The sequence below is a fragment of the Hydrogenovibrio thermophilus genome (genome assembly GCF_004028275.1).
Lineage (GTDB): Bacteria > Pseudomonadota > Gammaproteobacteria > Thiomicrospirales > Thiomicrospiraceae > Hydrogenovibrio > Hydrogenovibrio thermophilus.
This window is the reverse complement of record NZ_CP035033.1, coordinates 1,489,027-1,506,552: the sequence shown is the minus strand read 5'-3', so window position 1 is coordinate 1,506,552 and position 17,526 is coordinate 1,489,027. Positions and strand designations below refer to the sequence as shown.

Sequence of the window (17,526 nt, the reverse complement as noted above, 5' to 3'; positions counted from 1 at the left end):
CTGTCTTGGCATTTGCCTTGAGAGGCCGTTTTTGTTTAAACAACCAATCCGCTAGGAATGCTTTTGAGTCAACGCCAAACGAATCCCAATATCCCGAAACACATCGCCATTATCATGGATGGAAATGGACGCTGGGCGAAGCAGCGCTTTCTGCCGCGTTTTGTTGGTCATCAAAAAGGCGTCAATGCCGTTAAGCGGGTTGTGAAGCGTTGCGGTGAAATTGGCGTGGAGTCGTTGACACTGTTTGCTTTCAGTACCGAAAACTGGAAACGCCCGGAAGAAGAAGTGAATAAGTTGATGGGCTTGTTCCTGATGGCGTTGCAGAAAGAAGTGTCGAAGTTAAACGATAACAATGTTCGGTTACGGGTCATTGGCGACCGTTCAGCGTTCAGTGAGGAAATTCAAGCGCATATCGAAAAAGCGGAGACATTGACGGCCAAAAATACGGCGCTGACACTGAATATCGCCGCCAATTACGGCGGGCGTTGGGATATTGTTCAGGCTGTAAAGGCTTGGCAGGCTGCGCACCCTGACCAGTCGGCGGCCGATTTAACCGAGGCCGAGCTGTCGCAATATGTGTGTCTCGCCGATCAGGCGGTTCCTGATTTATTGATTCGAACTGGCGGTGAGCAGCGCGTCAGTAATTTCCTGATTTGGCAAATGGCATATGCCGAGCTGTATTTTTCCGATGAGCTTTGGCCGGACTTCAATGAAGCTTCCATCGATCAAGCGGTCGCATCTTTTCAAAGCCGTGAACGCCGTTTCGGTAAAACCAGCGAGCAGGTGGCCTCTTTATGTTGATGCAACGCGTGATTACAGCCAGTTTACTGTTCTTTCTGGTGGGCGGCCTGTTATTTTACGGAAACGACCAGGCCTGGGCGTTTTTTGTCTTATTGGCGACTTTTTTATGCGGTTGGGAATGGGCCGGTTTAGCTCGCATTCAATCTCAGGCGACGCGAGTCGTTTATGGCGCATTGGTGGCGTCAGCCGCAGGGTTGGTGTTTAGCATCAACAGTCCGTTGCTGTGGTTGTGGCTGACGCTGGTGATTATGGCGGTGATGGCGACCATGGTCATGATTTATCAATGGAGCGCCGGGCAATATCTGGTTAAATCGAAAGCGGCGATTTTGGTATTGGGTGTGCTGGTGCTGGCCAACTTTGCCAGTATCTTAATCGAATTTTTATCGGTGCTGTCGTCTGCGATTTTGTTGTTGAGCCTATTTGTGGTCTGGGCCATTGATACCGGGGCCTATTTTGCCGGCCGGCGTTTTGGACGACGCAAGCTGGCGGTGCATGTCAGTCCTGGCAAAACCTGGGAAGGCGTGTACGGCGGAGCCTTGCTTGCCTTTGTCATTGCTGTGATCGGTTTGAATTGGCTACAACCGGTATTGCAGTTGTCTTATGGTAGCGTGGCGTTGATTTTTTCAGGGTTGGCGTTGTTTTCGATTTTCGGTGATTTATTTGAAAGTCTGCTGAAACGGCAGGCTGATTTAAAAGACAGCAGTCAATTACTGCCTGGTCATGGCGGTTTACTGGATCGGGTTGACAGTTTGTTGGTGGCGGTTCCGATGTTCTTTTTCGTTTGGCAGTGGATTTTGGCATGACGATACTGTGGTCAATTGCGGGGTTTATCGTGGCGATGGGGTTGCTGGTCGCGATCCATGAGTGGGGCCACTATATTGTCGCACGGGCCTTCAATATCAAAGTGACCCATTTTTCGCTGGGGTTCGGTAAGGTTTTTTACCGTCGTCAAATGGGCGAAACCCAGTTTCAATTGAGCGTGTTGCCACTGGGTGGTTACGTTCGATTTGTGGACGAACGAGAAGGTCCTGTGGCGGAAGAGGACTTGCCGAGAGCCTTTAATCGCCAAAGCGTTTATCGCCGCTTTGCAGTGGTGGCTGCCGGCCCGTTGGTAAATTTGGTGTTTGCCTGGTTGGTGTTTTCATTGATTTATTTTTCCGGTATTACCGGTTTGAAGCCGGTGTTTGAAACGGTGCCGCCTCAAACGCCGTTGGCGAAAAGCTTGCCGAAAAACGACCAGGCCTGGCAGGTTTTGTCGGTTGATGACCAAGAAGTGCTGGATTGGCGTGCGGTGTATCAACAGGTGTTACAGGCACTGGTTAAAGGTAAACCGGATATTGTTGTCGGTCTGCAATCCATGGATGGTGCGGAATCCAAGACGGTGGTTTTGACGATGGCTGAACTGGATATCAATCAGCCGAAACAGGATTGGCTCTCGGCGCTGGGTTTTGCGCCGAAATACCCGGAAATACGCCCGGTCATCAGTCGCGTGGTGGAGGGTTCTCCGGCCGAGAAAATGGGCTTGCAGAGTGGTGATTGGGTTCGCCGAATTGATGGTCAGCCGATTGAAACTTGGTCGCAATTAGTGGAATATGTGCGCAAACATCCGGGTAAAGAAGTAGAATTGCTGGTCGACCGGAATGGCCGGGCTGAATTTGCTCGGGGGGTATTGGCGCAAAGAGAGGCGGCTAATGGTCCAATCGGAACACTGGGCGCAGCCGTAAAAATGGATGCTGAAGCTCTGAGTGCTTATCGTGTGACGGTGTCTTACGGTCCCTTGGCGTCTTTGGAAAAAGGTTGGCGTCATACCGTTGATTTGGTGGAAATGACGCTGGACATGATTAAAGGTATGTTGATCGGTAGTGTATCGGTCACGAACCTGTCCGGCCCCGTGAGCATTGCCGAGTTTTCCGGTAAAGCCATGCAGTCCGGTTGGGTGGCTTTTTTAAGTTTGCTGGGGCTGCTCAGTTTGAGTTTGGGCATTTTGAACTTGCTGCCGATTCCGGTTCTGGATGGTGGGCACTTGTTCTTTTATGTAATTGAAATGATTAAAGGGGCGCCGGTTAAGGAATCGATTGAAGCCGGTGCACAAAAAGTTGGCCTGATGTTGATTTTAGGACTGACGTTTTTTGCTTTATTTAATGATGTGGTACGAATTTCGAATGGTTAAACAGTTTTCTCAGCGGATTCTTTTGGTACTGGTTGTTGTCTTTACCGTGCTGAGCACCGCACAGGCCGCCGATTTTAAGATTCAAAAAATTGAGGTTGAAGGTAATAAGCGCATCAGCTTTGAAACCATTCGCAGTTACCTGCCGGTGGATATCGGAGATGAATTGACACCATCCAAAGTGCAGGAAGGGATCGAAAAACTGTACAAAACCGGTTTCTTCCGTGATGTGGCCTTTTTTGAACAAGGCGATGGTGTACTGGTGATTCGTGTGCTGGAGCGTCCGTCGATTGCGGATATCACCATTGAAGGAAACGAGCTGATCAAAACCGAAGACATGAATATGGCTTTGGATTCCCTGGGGGTCAAAAAAGGGCGCATTTTCAATGATACTCAGATGGACCGTATCATCCTTGATTTGCGTCGTCGTTATCAAAACCAGGGGTATTATGCCGCGGAAGTGGATATTGAAGTGACCGAACTGCCGCGTAATCGAGTTGGTTTATTGATTAAGGTCGAAGAGGGTAAGCCGGCCAGTATCGGACGTATTACGCTGGTGGGGAACCAAACCTATGAAGATGATCGGCTGAAAAGCGCCATGCTCCTGTCGGAGTCGGCCATGATCGGCGATTCGGACAAATACGCCAAGCCGAAGTTGCAATCGGATATCGAAACCTTGCGTTCTTATTATATGGACCGTGGGTTTGCCGAGTTCAAGGTGATCTCTTCTCAAGTAAGTTTGTCGTTGGATAAGACTCAGGTATTCTTGACCATTAATATGAAAGAAGGGCCGCAGTATACGATTTCCACGATTAAGTTCACCGGTGAAACCATTATCACTCAGGATGAATTGCGTGGTCTATTGAGAATCCGAGAAGGTGAGTATTTCTCGCGCAGTAAAATCGTGGCCACGGTCAATGCCATTCGTGATCGCTTGAGTGAAGAAGGCTATGCTTTTGCAGAAATTGAGCCGATTACTAATCTGGATAAAGATAATCGATTGGTGTCATTGGATTTCCGTATCGAGCCGAAAAGCCGCGTGTACGTTCGCCGCATCCGAATTGAAGGTAATACGCGTACCAAGGATTACGTTATTCGCCGGGAGTTGCGTCAGTTTGAGAGCGCGCCTTATTCTTTGAAAGCGGTGCGTCGTTCCAATACACGCTTGAATCGATTGGGGTATTTTAAAACGGCCAAAATCGATACCGACCGTATTTCCAAGGATCAGGTTGATTTAGTGGTTAAGGTCGAAGAACAATCAACCGGTTCTTTTAACGCCGGGGTGGGTTATTCGCAGGTGGATGGCGTGAGTTTCACCCTGGGTGTGACCGAGCGTAATGTCATCGGTTCCGGCTATCGTGCGAATATCAATGGAACCTACAGCGCATCGACAAAATCTGCCGATGTGGGTGTGACCAACCCTTATTTCACAGTCGATGGCGTTTCCTTAGGCGGTGGACTTTATTACCGTGAAATCGATGCGGCCGAATTGGATGTGTCCAGTTACACCACCAATAACTACGGTATTCGTTTTAACTTGGGATATCCGACCAGTGAATGGAGCAGTCTGAATTATGGATTGAAATTCGATGACCAAACACTTCAGTGTGTGGATGACTTCCTTTACTGTAAAAATTATACTGCGGAATATGGTAAGCACTTTAATTCAGTGCGCTACACCATGGGCTGGAGTCACGATACCAAAAACGCTTTTTATTTCCCGACGGACGGTCAGAGCACCAGTGTCAGCGGGGAACTTGTTATTCCGACCAATTCGGATGTGTCTTTTTATAAGCTCTTTTTTAATGAAACTTTCTATCAGCCGTTATCGGATATTTTTACCTTGCGTTTGAAAGGCGATCTCGCTTATGGGGATGGCTATAATGGCTCCAAGGGCATTCCGTTTTATGAAAACTTTTATGCGGGCGGTATCGGAACGGTACGGGGTTATGAACCCAACTCGCTGGGTCCTCGATATGATGAAGCAACCGACGGTTCCGATGATCCAACGGGTGGGCGGATTCGAATCATTTCCAATGCGGAGGTGATTTTTCCGATGCCGTTTATCGAGGATTCAGGAAATTTGCGTTTGAGTCTGTTTGCGGATGCGGGGAATGTCTTTACCGATTGGAATGAGGTGAAGCTACCGGAATTTCGTTCGTCGGTTGGTTTAGGCGTTTCATGGATTACACCGGTTGGACCGTTATCGTTCAGTTTTGCGAAAGCCCTGAACTATACCGATACGGATAAAACCCAAGTGTTCCAGTTTAACTTAGGTGTTGCGATGTAGGCACTGACCGTGAAAAATGGTTATTGTCACTCTGTGTAAATATGGTTAAAAATCCGAATCAAATCGGATACAATATTTAAAATATTTTTAGCGTTAAGGGAAGTTTTTATGCGAAAGTGGCTCGCGATTTTAGTAGGAAGCGTCTTCGTTTTCTTGTCTGGTCAGACCTTGGCACAACCGGCAAAATTGGGTGTGGTGAATGTCGCTTTGCTGCTGGAAAAAGCTCCTCAAGCGCAGGCAGCAGGGCAAAACCTGGAAAAGGAATTTGGTCCGCAACAGGCGGAGCTGAAAAAACTGGCGAAAAAGCTGGAACAAAAGCAACAAGATTACCAAAAAAACCAGTTGGTGATGTCCGAATCGCAAAAAGTTACGGCTGAACGTGAGATCAGCATGATGACACGCGATATTCAGCGTAAGCGTAATGATATTCAAGAACTGGTCAATATCCGTCGTAATGAAGAGTTGGCGTCTTTGCAAAGTTTGGTTAATCAAGCGATTAAAGAGATTGGAAAACAGCAAAAGTTCGATTTGATTCTCTATGAAGGGATTGCATACACCAATAACCGTTTGGATATTACGCAAAGTGTTCTGGAGTACTTGGAAAAAGAGTACCAGAAAAAACGAGCCAATTTTAATAAGTAACATTTTTTAGAGCGCAAGATTGAAGCTGCAAACGATTTTAGAGCACCTGGAAAAACAAGGAATTGACGTTGAATTTCTAGGTGACTCATCCCATCAAGTGAGTCAAGTCTCGGGATTGTCTGAGGCTTCTCCTGAGCATATTAGCTTTTTATCCGATACCAAGCGTATGGGTGAATTGGAAGCCAGCCAAGCTGGAGCTGTCATTCTCAAACCTGAGCATCGAGACATCACATCAACCAACCGTTTACTCGTCTCAAACCCCTATTATGTTTATGCGTTAACCGCGCAATTACTGAATCCCTTGAATCTCGAACCGGGCATTCACCGCAAGGCGGTCATCGATCCGAGTGCAACTATTGGTGAATCCGTATCGATTGGTCCCAATGCTGTTATTGGTGCGAATGTTTCTATTGGTGATGGGGTTTCAATTGGTGCCGGAACGGTCATTGAATCCGGAGCGCAGATTGGCCACCGTTCTTATTTAGCACCGAATGTGACCGTCATGCACGATTGTGTAATCGGCGATGATGTCCGTATGGAATCAGGCTGTGTGATTGGTGGGGAAGGCTTTGGCTTCGCCAATGAAAAGGGGGAATGGCACCATATTCCTCAAATTGGACGAGTGGTGATTGGTGATCGCGTCTATATCGGTAATAACAGTACGATTAACCGTGGCGCAATAAATGATACAGTGATTGAATCTAACTGTATAATTGATTGTCTGGTCCAGATTGGGCACAACGTTAAGCTTGGTTATGGGACGGCCATTGCCAGTCAGGCTGGTATCGCAGGCAGTACGGAAATTGGTCAATACTGTGTTTTGGCTGGACAAGCTGGTGTGACAGGGCATGTGACGATTGCCGATCAAAGTCATTTCGGCGCCAAATCCGGTGTGACTGGGCATATTAGAGAGGCGGGAAGCTATTCCGGCTTTCCGGCAGTGCCGACGGCCGAATGGCAAAGAACCATGGTTCGCATGAAAGGGCTCACGAAAATGGCTCAAAAAGTGAAACGGTTGGAAAGCGAATTAGAAGAAATAAAATCACAATTGGAAAATAATTAAAATGCTAATCGATATAAAAGAAATTTTTGAATATCTACCGCATCGTTACCCTTTTTTGCTGGTAGATCGCGTAACCGAATTCAACGCGGGTGAGTCTCTAAAAGCTTATAAAAATGTCACTTACAACGAACCACAATTCACAGGGCACTTTCCGGATAACCCGATTATGCCAGGTGTGATGATTATCGAAGCCATGGCGCAATGTACCGGTATTTTAGCGTTTAAAACCCAAGAAGTGAAGCCGGATGGTTCTTCAATGTATTACTTGGCCGCCGTGGATAACTGCCGTTTCAGAAAGCCCGCTGTTCCCGGTGATCGCTTGGAGTTCGAAGTCAAAACGGTCAATAATAAGAAAGGTATCTGGAAATTTCAGTGCACGACCAGTGTCGACGGGAAAATGATTGCTTCCTGTGACATGATGTGCGCGGAACGCAGTGTTTAATCGCTTCAGAAAAAAGGATATTGAGTGATACATTCAACGGCAATTGTTGATTCTCAGGCGAAAGTCGCGGCGGATGTCGAAATTGGCCCTTATTCCATTATTGAGGGGCCGGTCACGATTGGAGAGGGCACGGTTGTTGGACCGCATGTTGTGATTTCGGGCCCGACCACCATCGGAAAAAATAACCGTTTTTATCAGTTTTGTTCCATCGGTGCCGCGCCACAGGACAAGAAATATGCGGGTGAACCCACGACCTTGGTCATTGGCGATAACAATACGTTCCGTGAAAATGTGACAGTGAATCGAGGAACGGTTCAAGATCGTGGCGAAACCACGATTGGCAACGATAATTGGGTCATGGCCGGAGTGCATATCGCCCATGATTGTGTCGTCGGAAACCATGCTATTTTCGCGAATGCGTCCGCCTTAGCCGGTCATGTTATTGTGAATGATTGGGCGATTCTGGGTGGCTACACATTGGTGCATCAGTTCTGTAACATCGGAGAACATTCCTTTTGTGGCATGGGTAGCGTCATCAACCAAGATGTCCCGAATTTCGTCACGGTGTCCGGAAATCTGGCTGGTCCGCGTGGCTTGAATGTCGAAGGCTTGAAGCGTCGAGGGTTTGACCGCGAGCAAATCAACTTAGTGAAAAAAGCTTACCGCGCACTCTATCGCACGGGTTATCGCCTTGAAGAAGCGATTTATGAAATCGATGCGATGAACGATGAGCGTGATACCTTGGGACCGCTTGTCAGCTTCCTTAAACAGTCCAATCGTGGCATTGTCCGATAACTCAATTGTAATGGATGCGATGTCCAACCCGCCTGTTTTTGCCCTGGTCGCCGGCGAAGCTTCCGGCGATACCTTGGGCTCAGAACTGATTATCTCCCTTAAAAAACGGTTTCCCCACGCGCGTTTTGTTGGCATTGGCGGTCCTAAAATGTTGGCGCAGGGTATGGAAAGCTGGTATCCGATGGAACGTTTGTCGGTGATGGGGCTTTTTGAAGTTCTCAAGGTTCTACCAGGCCTGGTCAAATTGCGCAAAGAGTTGATTCAGCGTTTATTGGATTTGAAACCGGATGTCTTTATTGGCGTGGATGCACCGGATTTCAATTTTCGAGTTGAAGCGGCGATGAAGGCCGCTCAGATTCCAGCCATTCATTATGTCGGGCCATCCGTTTGGGCTTGGCGGGAAAAGCGGTTGTTGAAAATCAAACGTTGGGTGGATGGGGTGCTGGTCTTGTTTCCGTTCGAACTGCCGTTTTACGAAAAATACGGGATTCCAGCCAAATTCGTCGGCCACCCGTTGGCGAATCAGGTGCCTGAGCCCCCTAACCGAAAGGCTGCACGCCAAGCCTTAAAATTACCGGAAAATGCTTTGATTACCGGGCTGCTTCCCGGTTCTCGTAGCAGTGAAATCAATTTATTGATTGATGTCTACATTCAAGCGGCCAAAATTCTGCACCAAATGTATCCTACGATGCAATTTGTCATTCCTTGTGTGAATGACAAAGCGAAACAGTGCATTCAGCAATCATTGGAGACGTATGGTCAGGGGCTGAAGGTGCGATTACTGGATCAGCAGGCGCAATTGGCGATGGAAGCCTCGGATCAATTGATTGTCACTTCCGGTACGGCAACCTTGGAAGCCGCTTTGATGAAACGTCCGCTGGTGTTGGCGATTAAGCTGCATCCGATTACCCATTGGATTATGCGTCGCCTGGCCACCACAAAGTGGATAGGCTTGCCCAATGTTTTGGCGCGAAAAACCATTGTCCCGGAATTTATTCAGGAAGATGCTTCGCCGCAGCAAATTGCGTTGGGGTTGGCGAAGTTGATTTCCGATCAAACACTACGCGATGCCCAGTTGACTGAATTTGATGCACAATATCATCAATTAAAACAAAATGCCTCTGAGTTGGCGGCGGATGCCATTCTTGAATGGGCCGAGTTACGCCCGTCATGAGTGTTCAGCAAGGTGAGTTGAATTTTTTCGCATCAGACGTTGCCGCTGGCAAAGGCTATGTGGTGGGGGTTGATGAAGTCGGGCGCGGGCCATTGGTTGGCGACGTGGTGGCGGCCGCCGTCATTTTGCCTGAAAACTGTGCCTTGCCTCTGAAGGATTCCAAGGCACTGTCGGACACCAAGCGTAATCGGCTGACAAAGCAAATTAAAGCGGAAGCCTTAGATTTTTGTATTGCACGCGCGACGCCACAAGAAATTGATGAATTGAATATTTTACATGCAACCATGCTCGCGATGCAGCGTGCAGTGGACGGTTTAAAACTACCCATCGAAAAAGTCTTGGTGGATGGTAATCGCTGCCCGGATATCCCACATCCATGTGAAGCGATTGTCAAAGGGGACGGCAAAGTGGCGGAAATCAGCGCCGCTTCGATTTTGGCGAAAGTGCATCGTGACGAACAGATGTTGGCCTTGCATGAACGTTACCCGCAATATGGTTTTGACAGCCACAAAGGCTACCCGACCAAGCTTCATTTGGAAAAATTAGCCGAGCATGGTTTGATCCCGGGGTATCGCCATTCTTTTAAACCTGTCCGCAATTTCATAGTGCACTTGCCGAAATAATTTGATTAAGGGTCGATTAGGTTTTTGGCAAAGATTCATAATGAATTTTAATTTGAGAAAACCGTTTAATTGGATTAAAGTTTAAAAAAACCATTGCAATAATGGTGTCAATAAACGATTAAATCGTTATTTAAAACTCTGAAGACATTGGAAAGAACCATGACAACGACGCTGGAACAGGTTGAAAAAACCGCTCAACTCAGTAAAAACAACCAGATGAGTCTGATGATTTTTCAGGTTCAATTTCCACGAGAAGATTATGCGCCACCTTACTACGGCATGAATGTATTCAAAGTGCGAGAAGTATTGGAGGGGCGGGCTTTCGAGCTGTCGGAAATGCCGGATACCAATCCGTTGATCGAAGGCATGATTGAGTTGCGAGGGGTCTATTTACCGGTGATTAACTTGCCGAAATGGATGGGGTTCGAAATGACTGAAGAAGAGCGCGAGAAGTCGATTATTATCGTTGCGGACTTCAGTCATAATTTCATCGGCATGCGCGTCGCTCATATTCACGGTGTCGAAGAGAAGGACTGGGCCGATATCAAACCGGCCAGTAACTACAATGTCAACGTCAATACCAATCAGGTGGTGAACCACACCTATTTGGAAGGCACGGAAACACTGTGTTTTATTCTGGATATCGAGAAACTCTTGATTGAAGCCATGCCGTCCATGGCGGAAAAGATTTTTTCATCCGCGAAAGACGTCGGCAAGGCCGAATATGACTTTTGCGATGCGGTTATGTCGCGTGAAATTCTGTTTGCTGAAGACAGCAAAGCCATCCAGAAATACATGGGTATGGTGTTCGAACAACTGGGCTTGAAACATCGAGGCTTTGATAATGGCCGCTTGTTACTGGATTATGTGAAAGGATTGGAGGATATGAGTGGTATTTCCATGATTTTTACCGACCTGGAGATGCCGGAGGCTTCCGGCCATACGGTGATTAAAGAATTGCGCGGCAACCCGAAAACGCGTGATGTACCGATTGTCGTGCACACGTCCATGACCAGTGATAATAACAGCCGGGAAGTGATTGAGATGGGTGCGGATCACTTTGTTGGTAAAGTCGATACCCAGTTGATTGTCGACACCATTAAGAAAATCGAAGCGAAGTTTTATCGGAAAGAAAATGTCGCTTAAGTTGTGAAGTTGGTAAACGACAGACAATAAAAAAGGCACTGATCAGGTGCCTTTTTTAGTTTGAAATCTCGGTTAAGAGATTAACGTTGACGCGCTTTGAATCTAGGATTCGTTTTGTTGATAACGTAAACTTTTCCGCGACGTCTTACAACTTGACAGTCCTTGTGACGTGTCTTAGCTGATTTCAAAGAAGATAAAATTTTCATTTTAGATATCCAATATGTTTTTAGGCCGAAGCCTATCGTTCAAATTTGAAAGAACGCATTGTACGTATTTTCGAAAGCCCTGTCCAGTTTTTTGTTAAAATGCCTGGGTTTTTCCAGCAAGAAGCGCGTTTTTGATGTCTTTAAAATCCCAAATCGATGCATATCTCGGTGCCGACGGACGTATTGCCCAAGCCGTGGACGGTTATCAGGTGCGTCAGGCGCAAGTGGAGATGGCGGAAACCGTTGCCGATATCATCGAGCAAGACGGCAGTTTATTGGCCGAGGCGGGTACTGGCACCGGAAAGACCTTCTCGTATCTGATTCCAGCCTTGTTGTCCGGTCAAAAAGTCATCGTTTCCACGGCGACCAAAACCCTGCAAGACCAGCTATTAACCAAAGACATTCCGTTATTGATGGACGTATGCGGCATCAGCGGTACGGCCAGAGTCTTGAAAGGGCGTGAAAACTATTTGTGCCCTCAGCGTTTGGAAATCGCCGAAACGGCTGAGCAAAACACTAAAGAGGTTTGGAAAAAACTGAACCTGATTCATGATTGGCAATTGAAAACGCGAAATGGCGATAAGTCGGAATTGCAGGCGTTGGATGAAAACGACCCAATCTGGAGCAAAGTGTGTGCGCGTATGGAGTTTTGCCAGGCCAATGAGTGCAGTGGCGATGATGGCTGTTTTTATCCCGGGGTCAAGCAGCAAGCTCAGGATGCTCAAATTCTGATTGTAAACCACCACTTGTTCTGTGCTGACTTGGCCTTGCGGGAACAAGGGTTTGGTGAAGTGCTGCCGGAAGCCGATATTTATGTATTTGATGAGGCGCATCAACTGCCGGATATCGCGGCGCAATTTCTCGGGTTCAGTGTGAGTCGTTATCAGTTGGACGAATTGGTTCGCGATGTTCGTATCGCTTATAAGAAAGAGGCGCCAGAGGCGTCTGAGCTGGCTGATCAGGCTTCGGCGGTTGAGGATAAGGTGCGGGTGTTTAATGAAGCACTCGGCAAGTGGGAAAAACGTTGGACCTGGGAGGCGTTTGAAGCTTCCAAAGCATCGCATAAGACATTGGAATTGCTTCGAAATCAATTGACCCAGCTGATTGAGGTGTTAAAACCGCTGACGGACAAAGGGAAGCTGCTGTCGGCGCTTTATAAACGCACTCAAGAGTTTGAAAAGCAGATTGGCAGTTGGTTGACGGCTTCGTCGGAAAATCAAATTCGCTGGGTCGAATCCTCTCAAGCGCGGTTTAAGTTGAACTTGACGCCGTTAAGTGTTGCTGATCCGTTCAGTCGGCAGCGGGATGCCTTGGGTGGCGCTTGGATTTTTACGTCCGCCACGCTCAGCGTGAACCACAGTTTCGATTATTTTGCTCACCGTTTGGGGTTGGGGGATGCCGAAACCCGACAATGGGACAGCCCATTCGATTACGATAAGCAAGCGGTGATTTATCACCCGATCGGGTTGCCGGATCCTAAAGCACCGGATTACATTAAAGTGTGCCTTCGAGCGGCTTGGCCCTTGTTGCAGGAAAGCCAGGGGTGCGCGTTTTTATTGTTTACCAGTCACCGGGCCTTGCAGGAAGCCAAAGTGATTTTGTCCGAACACTGGGACGGTACCTTGCTGATTCAAGGAGACGGCCCCAAGACAGCTTTATTGCAGCGGTTTAAGGAAAGTGATAAAGCGTTATTACTGGGAACGAGCAGTTTTTGGGAAGGTGTGGATGTAAAAGGTGATGCACTGAAGTTGGTAATGATTGATCGGATTCCGTTTATCCCGCCGGATGATCCGGTGGTACAAGCGCGTGAAAACGCACTGAAACAGAAAGGGCTCAGTGGATTTTTCCATTTTCAAATTCCGGAAGCCACTATTGCCTTGAAGCAGGGAATTGGGCGCCTGATTCGCGACACCTCGGATTATGGGGTGCTGATGTTGTGCGATCCACGGTTGACGCAAAAATCCTATGGTCGCATTATCACCAACAGTTTCCCCAATTTCCGGTGGGTGTTTAATGCCGATGAAGCCAAACAAAAATTAAAGCGAGACGAATGACGATGCAGACGATTTTAGCGGTGGAAACCTCGACACAAGCGTGTTCGGCGTGCTTGAAGCGCGGCGAAGATGTCTATTTGGAATATGAGCTGGCGCCTCAGAAACACGCGGACCGTTTGTTGCCGATGGTGGATTCGGTGCTGAAACAGGCTGGTATCAGACCTGGTGAAATCGACGCCTTGGCCTATGGTGAAGGGCCGGGGGCTTTTACCGGTATTCGAATCGCGGCCGGTGTGATTCAAGGTTTGGCCTTTGCCTGGCAAAAACCGGTGGTGTCTGTATCCACTTTGGAAGCGTTGGCCTGGCAGGGGTATCAGGCCTCGGGGCAAGCTCAGTGGTGGGCCTGCCTGGATGCACGCATGCAGGAACTCTATGTGCAGTCTTGTCGCATCGAGTCAGGCGTTCTCGCTTCCGACTCGGCGCAGCTGGTGTCTGAAGTTCAAGCGTTGGCCATGATAAACGATTCCGGCATCTCGCAGGGTGTGGGCGATATCGATCAGGTTTTTCCAGCGATTCAGGCCGCTTTTGGGCATTGGGAGTTGGCTCTGCCGTCGGCTGAAGCGGTGGCTGCAATTGCCGCACAGCGTCCCGAGCAGGCTTTTGATGTCGAAGAAGTGCTTCCTCAGCCGGTGTATTTACGGAACGATGTAGCCGATAAAAAACCGACGCCGGCCGCTTGAACCCTCGTAATGTGTGTGGTTGTTATCGGGGTGCCTATTTTTTAATCATCGCAGGTAACCGGTAAGAGATTATTCGGTTTTTTCGATTTCTTGAGGGTTTGCTCACACAATTATCCACAATTTCTGTGTATAGTTAACCGGGTTGAAGCTTGATAGAATGGCTGATGGATGGAAGTGAACAGATTGAATGTCAGGGCTTCCCGAAAACATGATTGGAGATCGATTTTGAAAATACGTTTATCCGCCTTAGTGGTGACTTTAGCACTGTTGTTATCTTCCTGGGCGATGGCCGCCGATATGCTATCGCATAAATTCAAGGTCGGTGAAACAGTTCTGGTGGGCTTTCCGTCTAATAACATCAAAGATGATGCTTACATTATCGGAATCGTCCGTAAAATCACGCTGAAAGGGGATTATCAGATTGCGGTGCGGGATTTCGTCGAGGGCCATGATTACGGTTTGTCCTGTGTGCCGATTGCCGTGGATTCGGCCGGGAACGAAACCGGACAGTCCGGCTGGGAGCTTTGGGACAACACCAAACAATTGACCAGCCAAGGTCTCGAATACATTGTGCCGGCGGATAAGGTGGTGAAGCTGGCCAAAGGCAAGCTGAACTTCATTGATCGCTACAATGTCTACATTACCTATTCCCGCTGGAAATCCAATGTGCCGGTGATGTCCATCGATCGCTTGCAGAGTGCCGAGGCGGAAGCGGCTTATGCCGATATTCCGGGCATTATTCCGGCGTTTAAAGTGGCCGAGTTGGACCGGGCCAGTTATTTCGACCCGAAAAACGGCCGCCCTTATTGGCCACACGAGTCGGTACCGCACTTGACGAAGTTACTGGACCACATCATCGAAGTGTTGGATCAGAACCCGAAACTCAACCAACTTTGGCGTGCGAAACAGCGTGATTGGCCAGCAATTGAATCGAATATGAAAACGTATTTTCTGGTTGATGCCATCGATAAATCGGTAAAAGACGCCGATAATCTACTGGCGGAAGACGATGTGAAAAAAGCGGATCCCGAGGCAGTGAAAAAGCTGAAGAAACAACTTCGTTACCTCGGGCAGGACGTTTAAACGTTTATTGATTTTTTTCCATTATTTCGGGAAGTGGTAGTAGGTTTGATTCAGGTAATCGACGACTTCTTCCCGTTCATCATCGAACCACCCGACGTTCAAATTGCTGTCACAGTAAGCGACGGCTTTTTGTAAATCCACATAATTTTCCGGTTTCATTTTGGTCAAGGTGGGTTGGTTGTAGCCCAAATCGGCATGGCACTTCATGCAGTTGGCATCGTCGTGTAATGTTTTGCCCGGATGCACATCCGCATAGGCCAACATCGGGGATACCAAAATCCCGGCTAAAAGAGTATTGCGCGCTTGTTTCATAAGTACTGCCTCCAACATTAACGATGGGTGGTTAAAAAGGGTATGAAATACGTAACACACTTTTCATTCTACTGAAAACCGCCTCAATTCCACATAAATGTTTTTGCTTCGATATTAGATGAAATTTATATTAGAGAATGCTTATTCTTTTATGGGGGATTTACGCTGAATTCGGCCAGGCCTGGTGAGTATTAAATAACTGAAAAGAAAAGGGCTTTTTTCAGCGACATCGATTAAAATGCGCGCCAAAGAACCGCGGCATCAAATAAGGAGCCGTGCAATGACAGATTCAATAACCTGACAAAGGAATGATGCATGGTTGAACAAACGTTTATCAAAGGCAAGGATGCCTGTTTGGAAGATTCCATTACCCGGATGCAGGGGCTGTTGGCATCGGCCGGGTTCGACATTGAAGAAGCTTCTTGGTTGAACCCGGTGCCGAATGTCTATTCCGTTCACATCCGCGATAAGCAGTGCCCGGCCTTGTTCACTAACGGCAAGGGCGCCAGCCGAAAAGCGACTTTGGCCAGTGCCTTGGGTGAGTTTTTCGAGCGTCTGGAGACCAACTATTTTTTTTCCGATTTTTACCTGGATGAAACGCCCGATTGGCTGTACTTCCCGGACGAAAAGGTGGTGCCTTGCGAGGCGTTTAAATCGTTACTGCCTGACGCGCTGTGGGCCGTTTACGACGCTGACGGAGATATGGAAGGCGAGGATTTATTGAGCTTGAACGACGCGACGGATGGCATTCGTTGCTTGCCGATGGTCGCCGCCGGTTCCGGTGAGACGGCTTATTTTCCGATGAACCTGTTCAGTAATCTGTATGCAAGCAACGGGTTGAGTGCGGGGAATACGCCGAAAGAGGCGTTGGTGCAAGGGTTGTCGGAAGTGTTTGAACGTTGGGTGAAGCGTCGTATTTTGACTGAAAACCTCTGTTTGCCGGAAGTGCCGGAGTCGGTGGTGATGCAATATCCGAATGTGATTCGGGCGCGTGACGCATTGCGGGAGCAAGGCATTGAGGTGTCGATTCGCGATGCGTCATTGGGTGGGCACTTCCCGGTGATGAACGTGACTTTGTTTGAACAGAAAACCGGGCGTTGTTTTGCTTCTTTTGGTGCGCACCCCATCTTTGAAGTGGCGCTGGAACGCACCTTGACCGAATCGCTTCAAGGCCGCAGCCTGGATTTGCTCGACGGCTTCCAATTGCCGGTGTTTGATGAAGCCCTGGTGGCGGACGATGAAAACATTGAAAACCACTTTATTGACTCCAGTGGCTTGATTCACGCACGTTTTATTTCCCATCAATACGATTTCGAATTCGTTGCCTGGGATTTTGAAGGCGACACGCAATCTCAATTCGACGACTTGGTGGCTAAAGTCCATCAACAGGGCGCGGAAGTCTATTATGCCGAATATTCGCACTTTGGTGTGCCGGCCTGTCGTATTGTGGTGCCGGGCATGTCGGAAGTATTTCCATTGCATGAGTTGTTGGACAATAACCAAAACCGCGGCCGCGCTTTGCGGGACGAGCTGGAGGCGTTGGCGCAATCCGACGCACCGGATCGGTTTGAAACCGCTTTTGATGCCATCGAATCACTCGGTTTTTCCGAGCATCAGGGCGTGGCCAATTTGATTGGATTATTACCGGACGCGGATTCGTATTGGAAAAAACTGAAAATCGTTGAATTGCAGATGTGGTTGGCGTTGGCCAATCGCGAGTACGAAACCGCCTACGATTTACTGCAGGCCAGTCTGTACTTTGTCGATGAGGCCGACATGTTTACTTTTTACAAAGCGCTTGGGTTTGCATTGGAAATCTTGATGCAGGGCGACTTGGCGGCCTATCCTTTGCCGGTTCAGCAACAGTTGTTTGGCAAAGCCGTGGTGGAACGTGTTTGGCGAAACATTAACGGGGAAGAATTTTTTGGTGGGTTGCCGATGGGAATGGCGGCCTTTGAATGCAGTCGCAGTCATCAAAATTTACTGTCGGTGTACCAACGCGTTCGAGCGGTTAAGGCCGAAGCCTGGAAGCTAGCCGATTAATGGCG

General features: G+C 48.2%; 17 protein-coding genes. 15 read left to right on the top strand and 2 right to left on the bottom strand.

Annotation, left to right across the window (positions count from 1 at the left end):
- Window positions 1–57 precede the first annotated feature (57 nt).
- From EPV75_RS07060 to EPV75_RS07010, 11 genes are all read left to right on the top strand, one after another.
- Window positions 58–801 carry an isoprenyl transferase gene (locus tag EPV75_RS07060; RefSeq protein WP_128384921.1) on the top strand — a complete coding sequence of 248 codons (744 nt, stop codon included), beginning with the start codon at window positions 58–60 and terminating at the stop codon, window positions 799–801.
- Window positions 795–1,604 (top strand): phosphatidate cytidylyltransferase, encoded by an 810-nt coding sequence (locus EPV75_RS07055; protein WP_029938188.1) that lies wholly within the window; start codon window positions 795–797, stop codon window positions 1,602–1,604. The genes EPV75_RS07060 and EPV75_RS07055 overlap by 7 nt, the downstream gene beginning before the upstream one ends.
- A complete protein-coding gene (rseP, locus tag EPV75_RS07050) occupies window positions 1,601–2,971 on the top strand; it encodes an RIP metalloprotease RseP (protein ID WP_128384920.1) in 1,371 nt (456 codons plus the stop codon). Before EPV75_RS07055 ends, rseP begins: the two co-directional genes overlap by 4 nt.
- Complete coding sequence (bamA, locus tag EPV75_RS07045; RefSeq protein ID WP_128384919.1) at window positions 2,964–5,258, top strand: outer membrane protein assembly factor BamA; 2,295 nt, start codon at window positions 2,964–2,966, stop codon at window positions 5,256–5,258. The genes rseP and bamA overlap by 8 nt, the downstream gene beginning before the upstream one ends.
- Window positions 5,259–5,366: 108 nt before the next feature.
- Window positions 5,367–5,900 (top strand): OmpH family outer membrane protein, encoded by a 534-nt coding sequence (locus EPV75_RS07040; protein ID WP_029938185.1) that lies wholly within the window; start codon window positions 5,367–5,369, stop codon window positions 5,898–5,900.
- A 19-nt stretch (window positions 5,901–5,919) separates the two neighbouring features.
- Window positions 5,920–6,963 carry a UDP-3-O-(3-hydroxymyristoyl)glucosamine N-acyltransferase gene (gene lpxD / locus EPV75_RS07035; RefSeq protein WP_128384918.1) on the top strand — a complete coding sequence of 348 codons (1,044 nt, stop codon included), beginning with the start codon at window positions 5,920–5,922 and terminating at the stop codon, window positions 6,961–6,963.
- 1 nt (window position 6,964) lies between these two features.
- On the top strand, window positions 6,965–7,405 hold the full coding sequence (gene fabZ / locus EPV75_RS07030) for a 3-hydroxyacyl-ACP dehydratase FabZ (RefSeq protein ID WP_029938183.1): 441 nt from the start codon (window positions 6,965–6,967) through the stop codon (window positions 7,403–7,405).
- Window positions 7,406–7,429: 24 nt separating this feature from the next.
- A complete protein-coding gene (lpxA, locus tag EPV75_RS07025; protein WP_029938182.1) occupies window positions 7,430–8,200 on the top strand; it encodes an acyl-ACP--UDP-N-acetylglucosamine O-acyltransferase in 771 nt (256 codons plus the stop codon).
- Window positions 8,184–9,374 carry a lipid-A-disaccharide synthase gene (lpxB, locus tag EPV75_RS07020; RefSeq protein WP_225972277.1) on the top strand — a complete coding sequence of 397 codons (1,191 nt, stop codon included), beginning with the start codon at window positions 8,184–8,186 and terminating at the stop codon, window positions 9,372–9,374. Before lpxA ends, lpxB begins: the two co-directional genes overlap by 17 nt.
- Window positions 9,371–9,997 carry a ribonuclease HII gene (rnhB, locus tag EPV75_RS07015; protein ID WP_127119678.1) on the top strand — a complete coding sequence of 209 codons (627 nt, stop codon included), beginning with the start codon at window positions 9,371–9,373 and terminating at the stop codon, window positions 9,995–9,997. The genes lpxB and rnhB overlap by 4 nt, the downstream gene beginning before the upstream one ends.
- Before the next feature lie 159 nt (window positions 9,998–10,156).
- Window positions 10,157–11,143, top strand: a complete 987-nt coding sequence (locus EPV75_RS07010; RefSeq protein ID WP_029938179.1) for a chemotaxis protein — start codon at window positions 10,157–10,159, stop codon at window positions 11,141–11,143.
- Between the two features lie 80 nt (window positions 11,144–11,223).
- Here the strand turns inward: EPV75_RS07010 and ykgO are convergent, their stop codons facing one another.
- The gene (gene ykgO, locus EPV75_RS07005) at window positions 11,224–11,349 is read right to left on the bottom strand and encodes a type B 50S ribosomal protein L36 (RefSeq protein ID WP_011370693.1); all 126 of its coding nucleotides are present in this window, start codon (window positions 11,347–11,349) and stop codon (window positions 11,224–11,226) included.
- Between the two features lie 134 nt (window positions 11,350–11,483).
- Here ykgO and EPV75_RS07000 point away from each other — a divergent pair, with 134 nt between their 5' ends.
- The 3 genes from EPV75_RS07000 (at window position 11,484) to EPV75_RS06990 (ending at window position 15,166) form a co-directional block, all read left to right on the top strand.
- Entirely contained in the window at window positions 11,484–13,403 is a 1,920-nt protein-coding gene (locus tag EPV75_RS07000; RefSeq protein WP_128384917.1) for an ATP-dependent DNA helicase, read from the top strand.
- Complete coding sequence (gene tsaB, locus EPV75_RS06995; RefSeq protein ID WP_128384916.1) at window positions 13,400–14,083, top strand: tRNA (adenosine(37)-N6)-threonylcarbamoyltransferase complex dimerization subunit type 1 TsaB; 684 nt, start codon at window positions 13,400–13,402, stop codon at window positions 14,081–14,083. The genes EPV75_RS07000 and tsaB overlap by 4 nt, the downstream gene beginning before the upstream one ends.
- Before the next feature lie 225 nt (window positions 14,084–14,308).
- Entirely contained in the window at window positions 14,309–15,166 is an 858-nt protein-coding gene (locus tag EPV75_RS06990) for a hypothetical protein (protein WP_128384915.1), read from the top strand.
- A 21-nt stretch (window positions 15,167–15,187) separates the two neighbouring features.
- On the opposite strand, the gene EPV75_RS06985 is transcribed toward EPV75_RS06990, so the two are convergent.
- A complete protein-coding gene (locus tag EPV75_RS06985) occupies window positions 15,188–15,478 on the bottom strand; it encodes a hypothetical protein (protein WP_225972276.1) in 291 nt (96 codons plus the stop codon).
- Window positions 15,479–15,793: 315 nt separating this feature from the next.
- On the opposite strand from EPV75_RS06985, the gene ycaO reads away from it, so the two are divergent.
- Window positions 15,794–17,521: a 30S ribosomal protein S12 methylthiotransferase accessory factor YcaO gene (gene ycaO, locus EPV75_RS06980; RefSeq protein WP_128384913.1), complete on the top strand. Its 1,728-nt coding sequence runs from the start codon at window positions 15,794–15,796 to the stop codon at window positions 17,519–17,521.
- Window positions 17,522–17,526 lie beyond the last annotated feature (5 nt).

Coding starts and splice junctions, on each gene's coding strand:
- EPV75_RS06985 (WP_225972276.1), bottom strand. CDS start 15,478: ATGAAACAAGCGCGCAATACTCTTTTAGCCGGGATTTTGGTATCCCCG.
- EPV75_RS07040 (WP_029938185.1), top strand. CDS start 5,367: ATGCGAAAGTGGCTCGCGATTTTAGTAGGAAGCGTCTTCGTTTTCTTG.
- rnhB (WP_127119678.1), top strand. CDS start 9,371: ATGAGTGTTCAGCAAGGTGAGTTGAATTTTTTCGCATCAGACGTTGCC.
- EPV75_RS07000 (WP_128384917.1), top strand. CDS start 11,484: ATGTCTTTAAAATCCCAAATCGATGCATATCTCGGTGCCGACGGACGT.
- ykgO (WP_011370693.1), bottom strand. CDS start 11,349: ATGAAAATTTTATCTTCTTTGAAATCAGCTAAGACACGTCACAAGGAC.
- EPV75_RS07055 (WP_029938188.1), top strand. CDS start 795: ATGTTGATGCAACGCGTGATTACAGCCAGTTTACTGTTCTTTCTGGTG.
- fabZ (WP_029938183.1), top strand. CDS start 6,965: ATGCTAATCGATATAAAAGAAATTTTTGAATATCTACCGCATCGTTAC.
- bamA (WP_128384919.1), top strand. CDS start 2,964: ATGGTTAAACAGTTTTCTCAGCGGATTCTTTTGGTACTGGTTGTTGTC.
- rseP (WP_128384920.1), top strand. CDS start 1,601: ATGACGATACTGTGGTCAATTGCGGGGTTTATCGTGGCGATGGGGTTG.
- EPV75_RS07010 (WP_029938179.1), top strand. CDS start 10,157: ATGACAACGACGCTGGAACAGGTTGAAAAAACCGCTCAACTCAGTAAA.
- ycaO (WP_128384913.1), top strand. CDS start 15,794: ATGGTTGAACAAACGTTTATCAAAGGCAAGGATGCCTGTTTGGAAGAT.
- tsaB (WP_128384916.1), top strand. CDS start 13,400: ATGACGATGCAGACGATTTTAGCGGTGGAAACCTCGACACAAGCGTGT.
- EPV75_RS07060 (WP_128384921.1), top strand. CDS start 58: ATGCTTTTGAGTCAACGCCAAACGAATCCCAATATCCCGAAACACATC.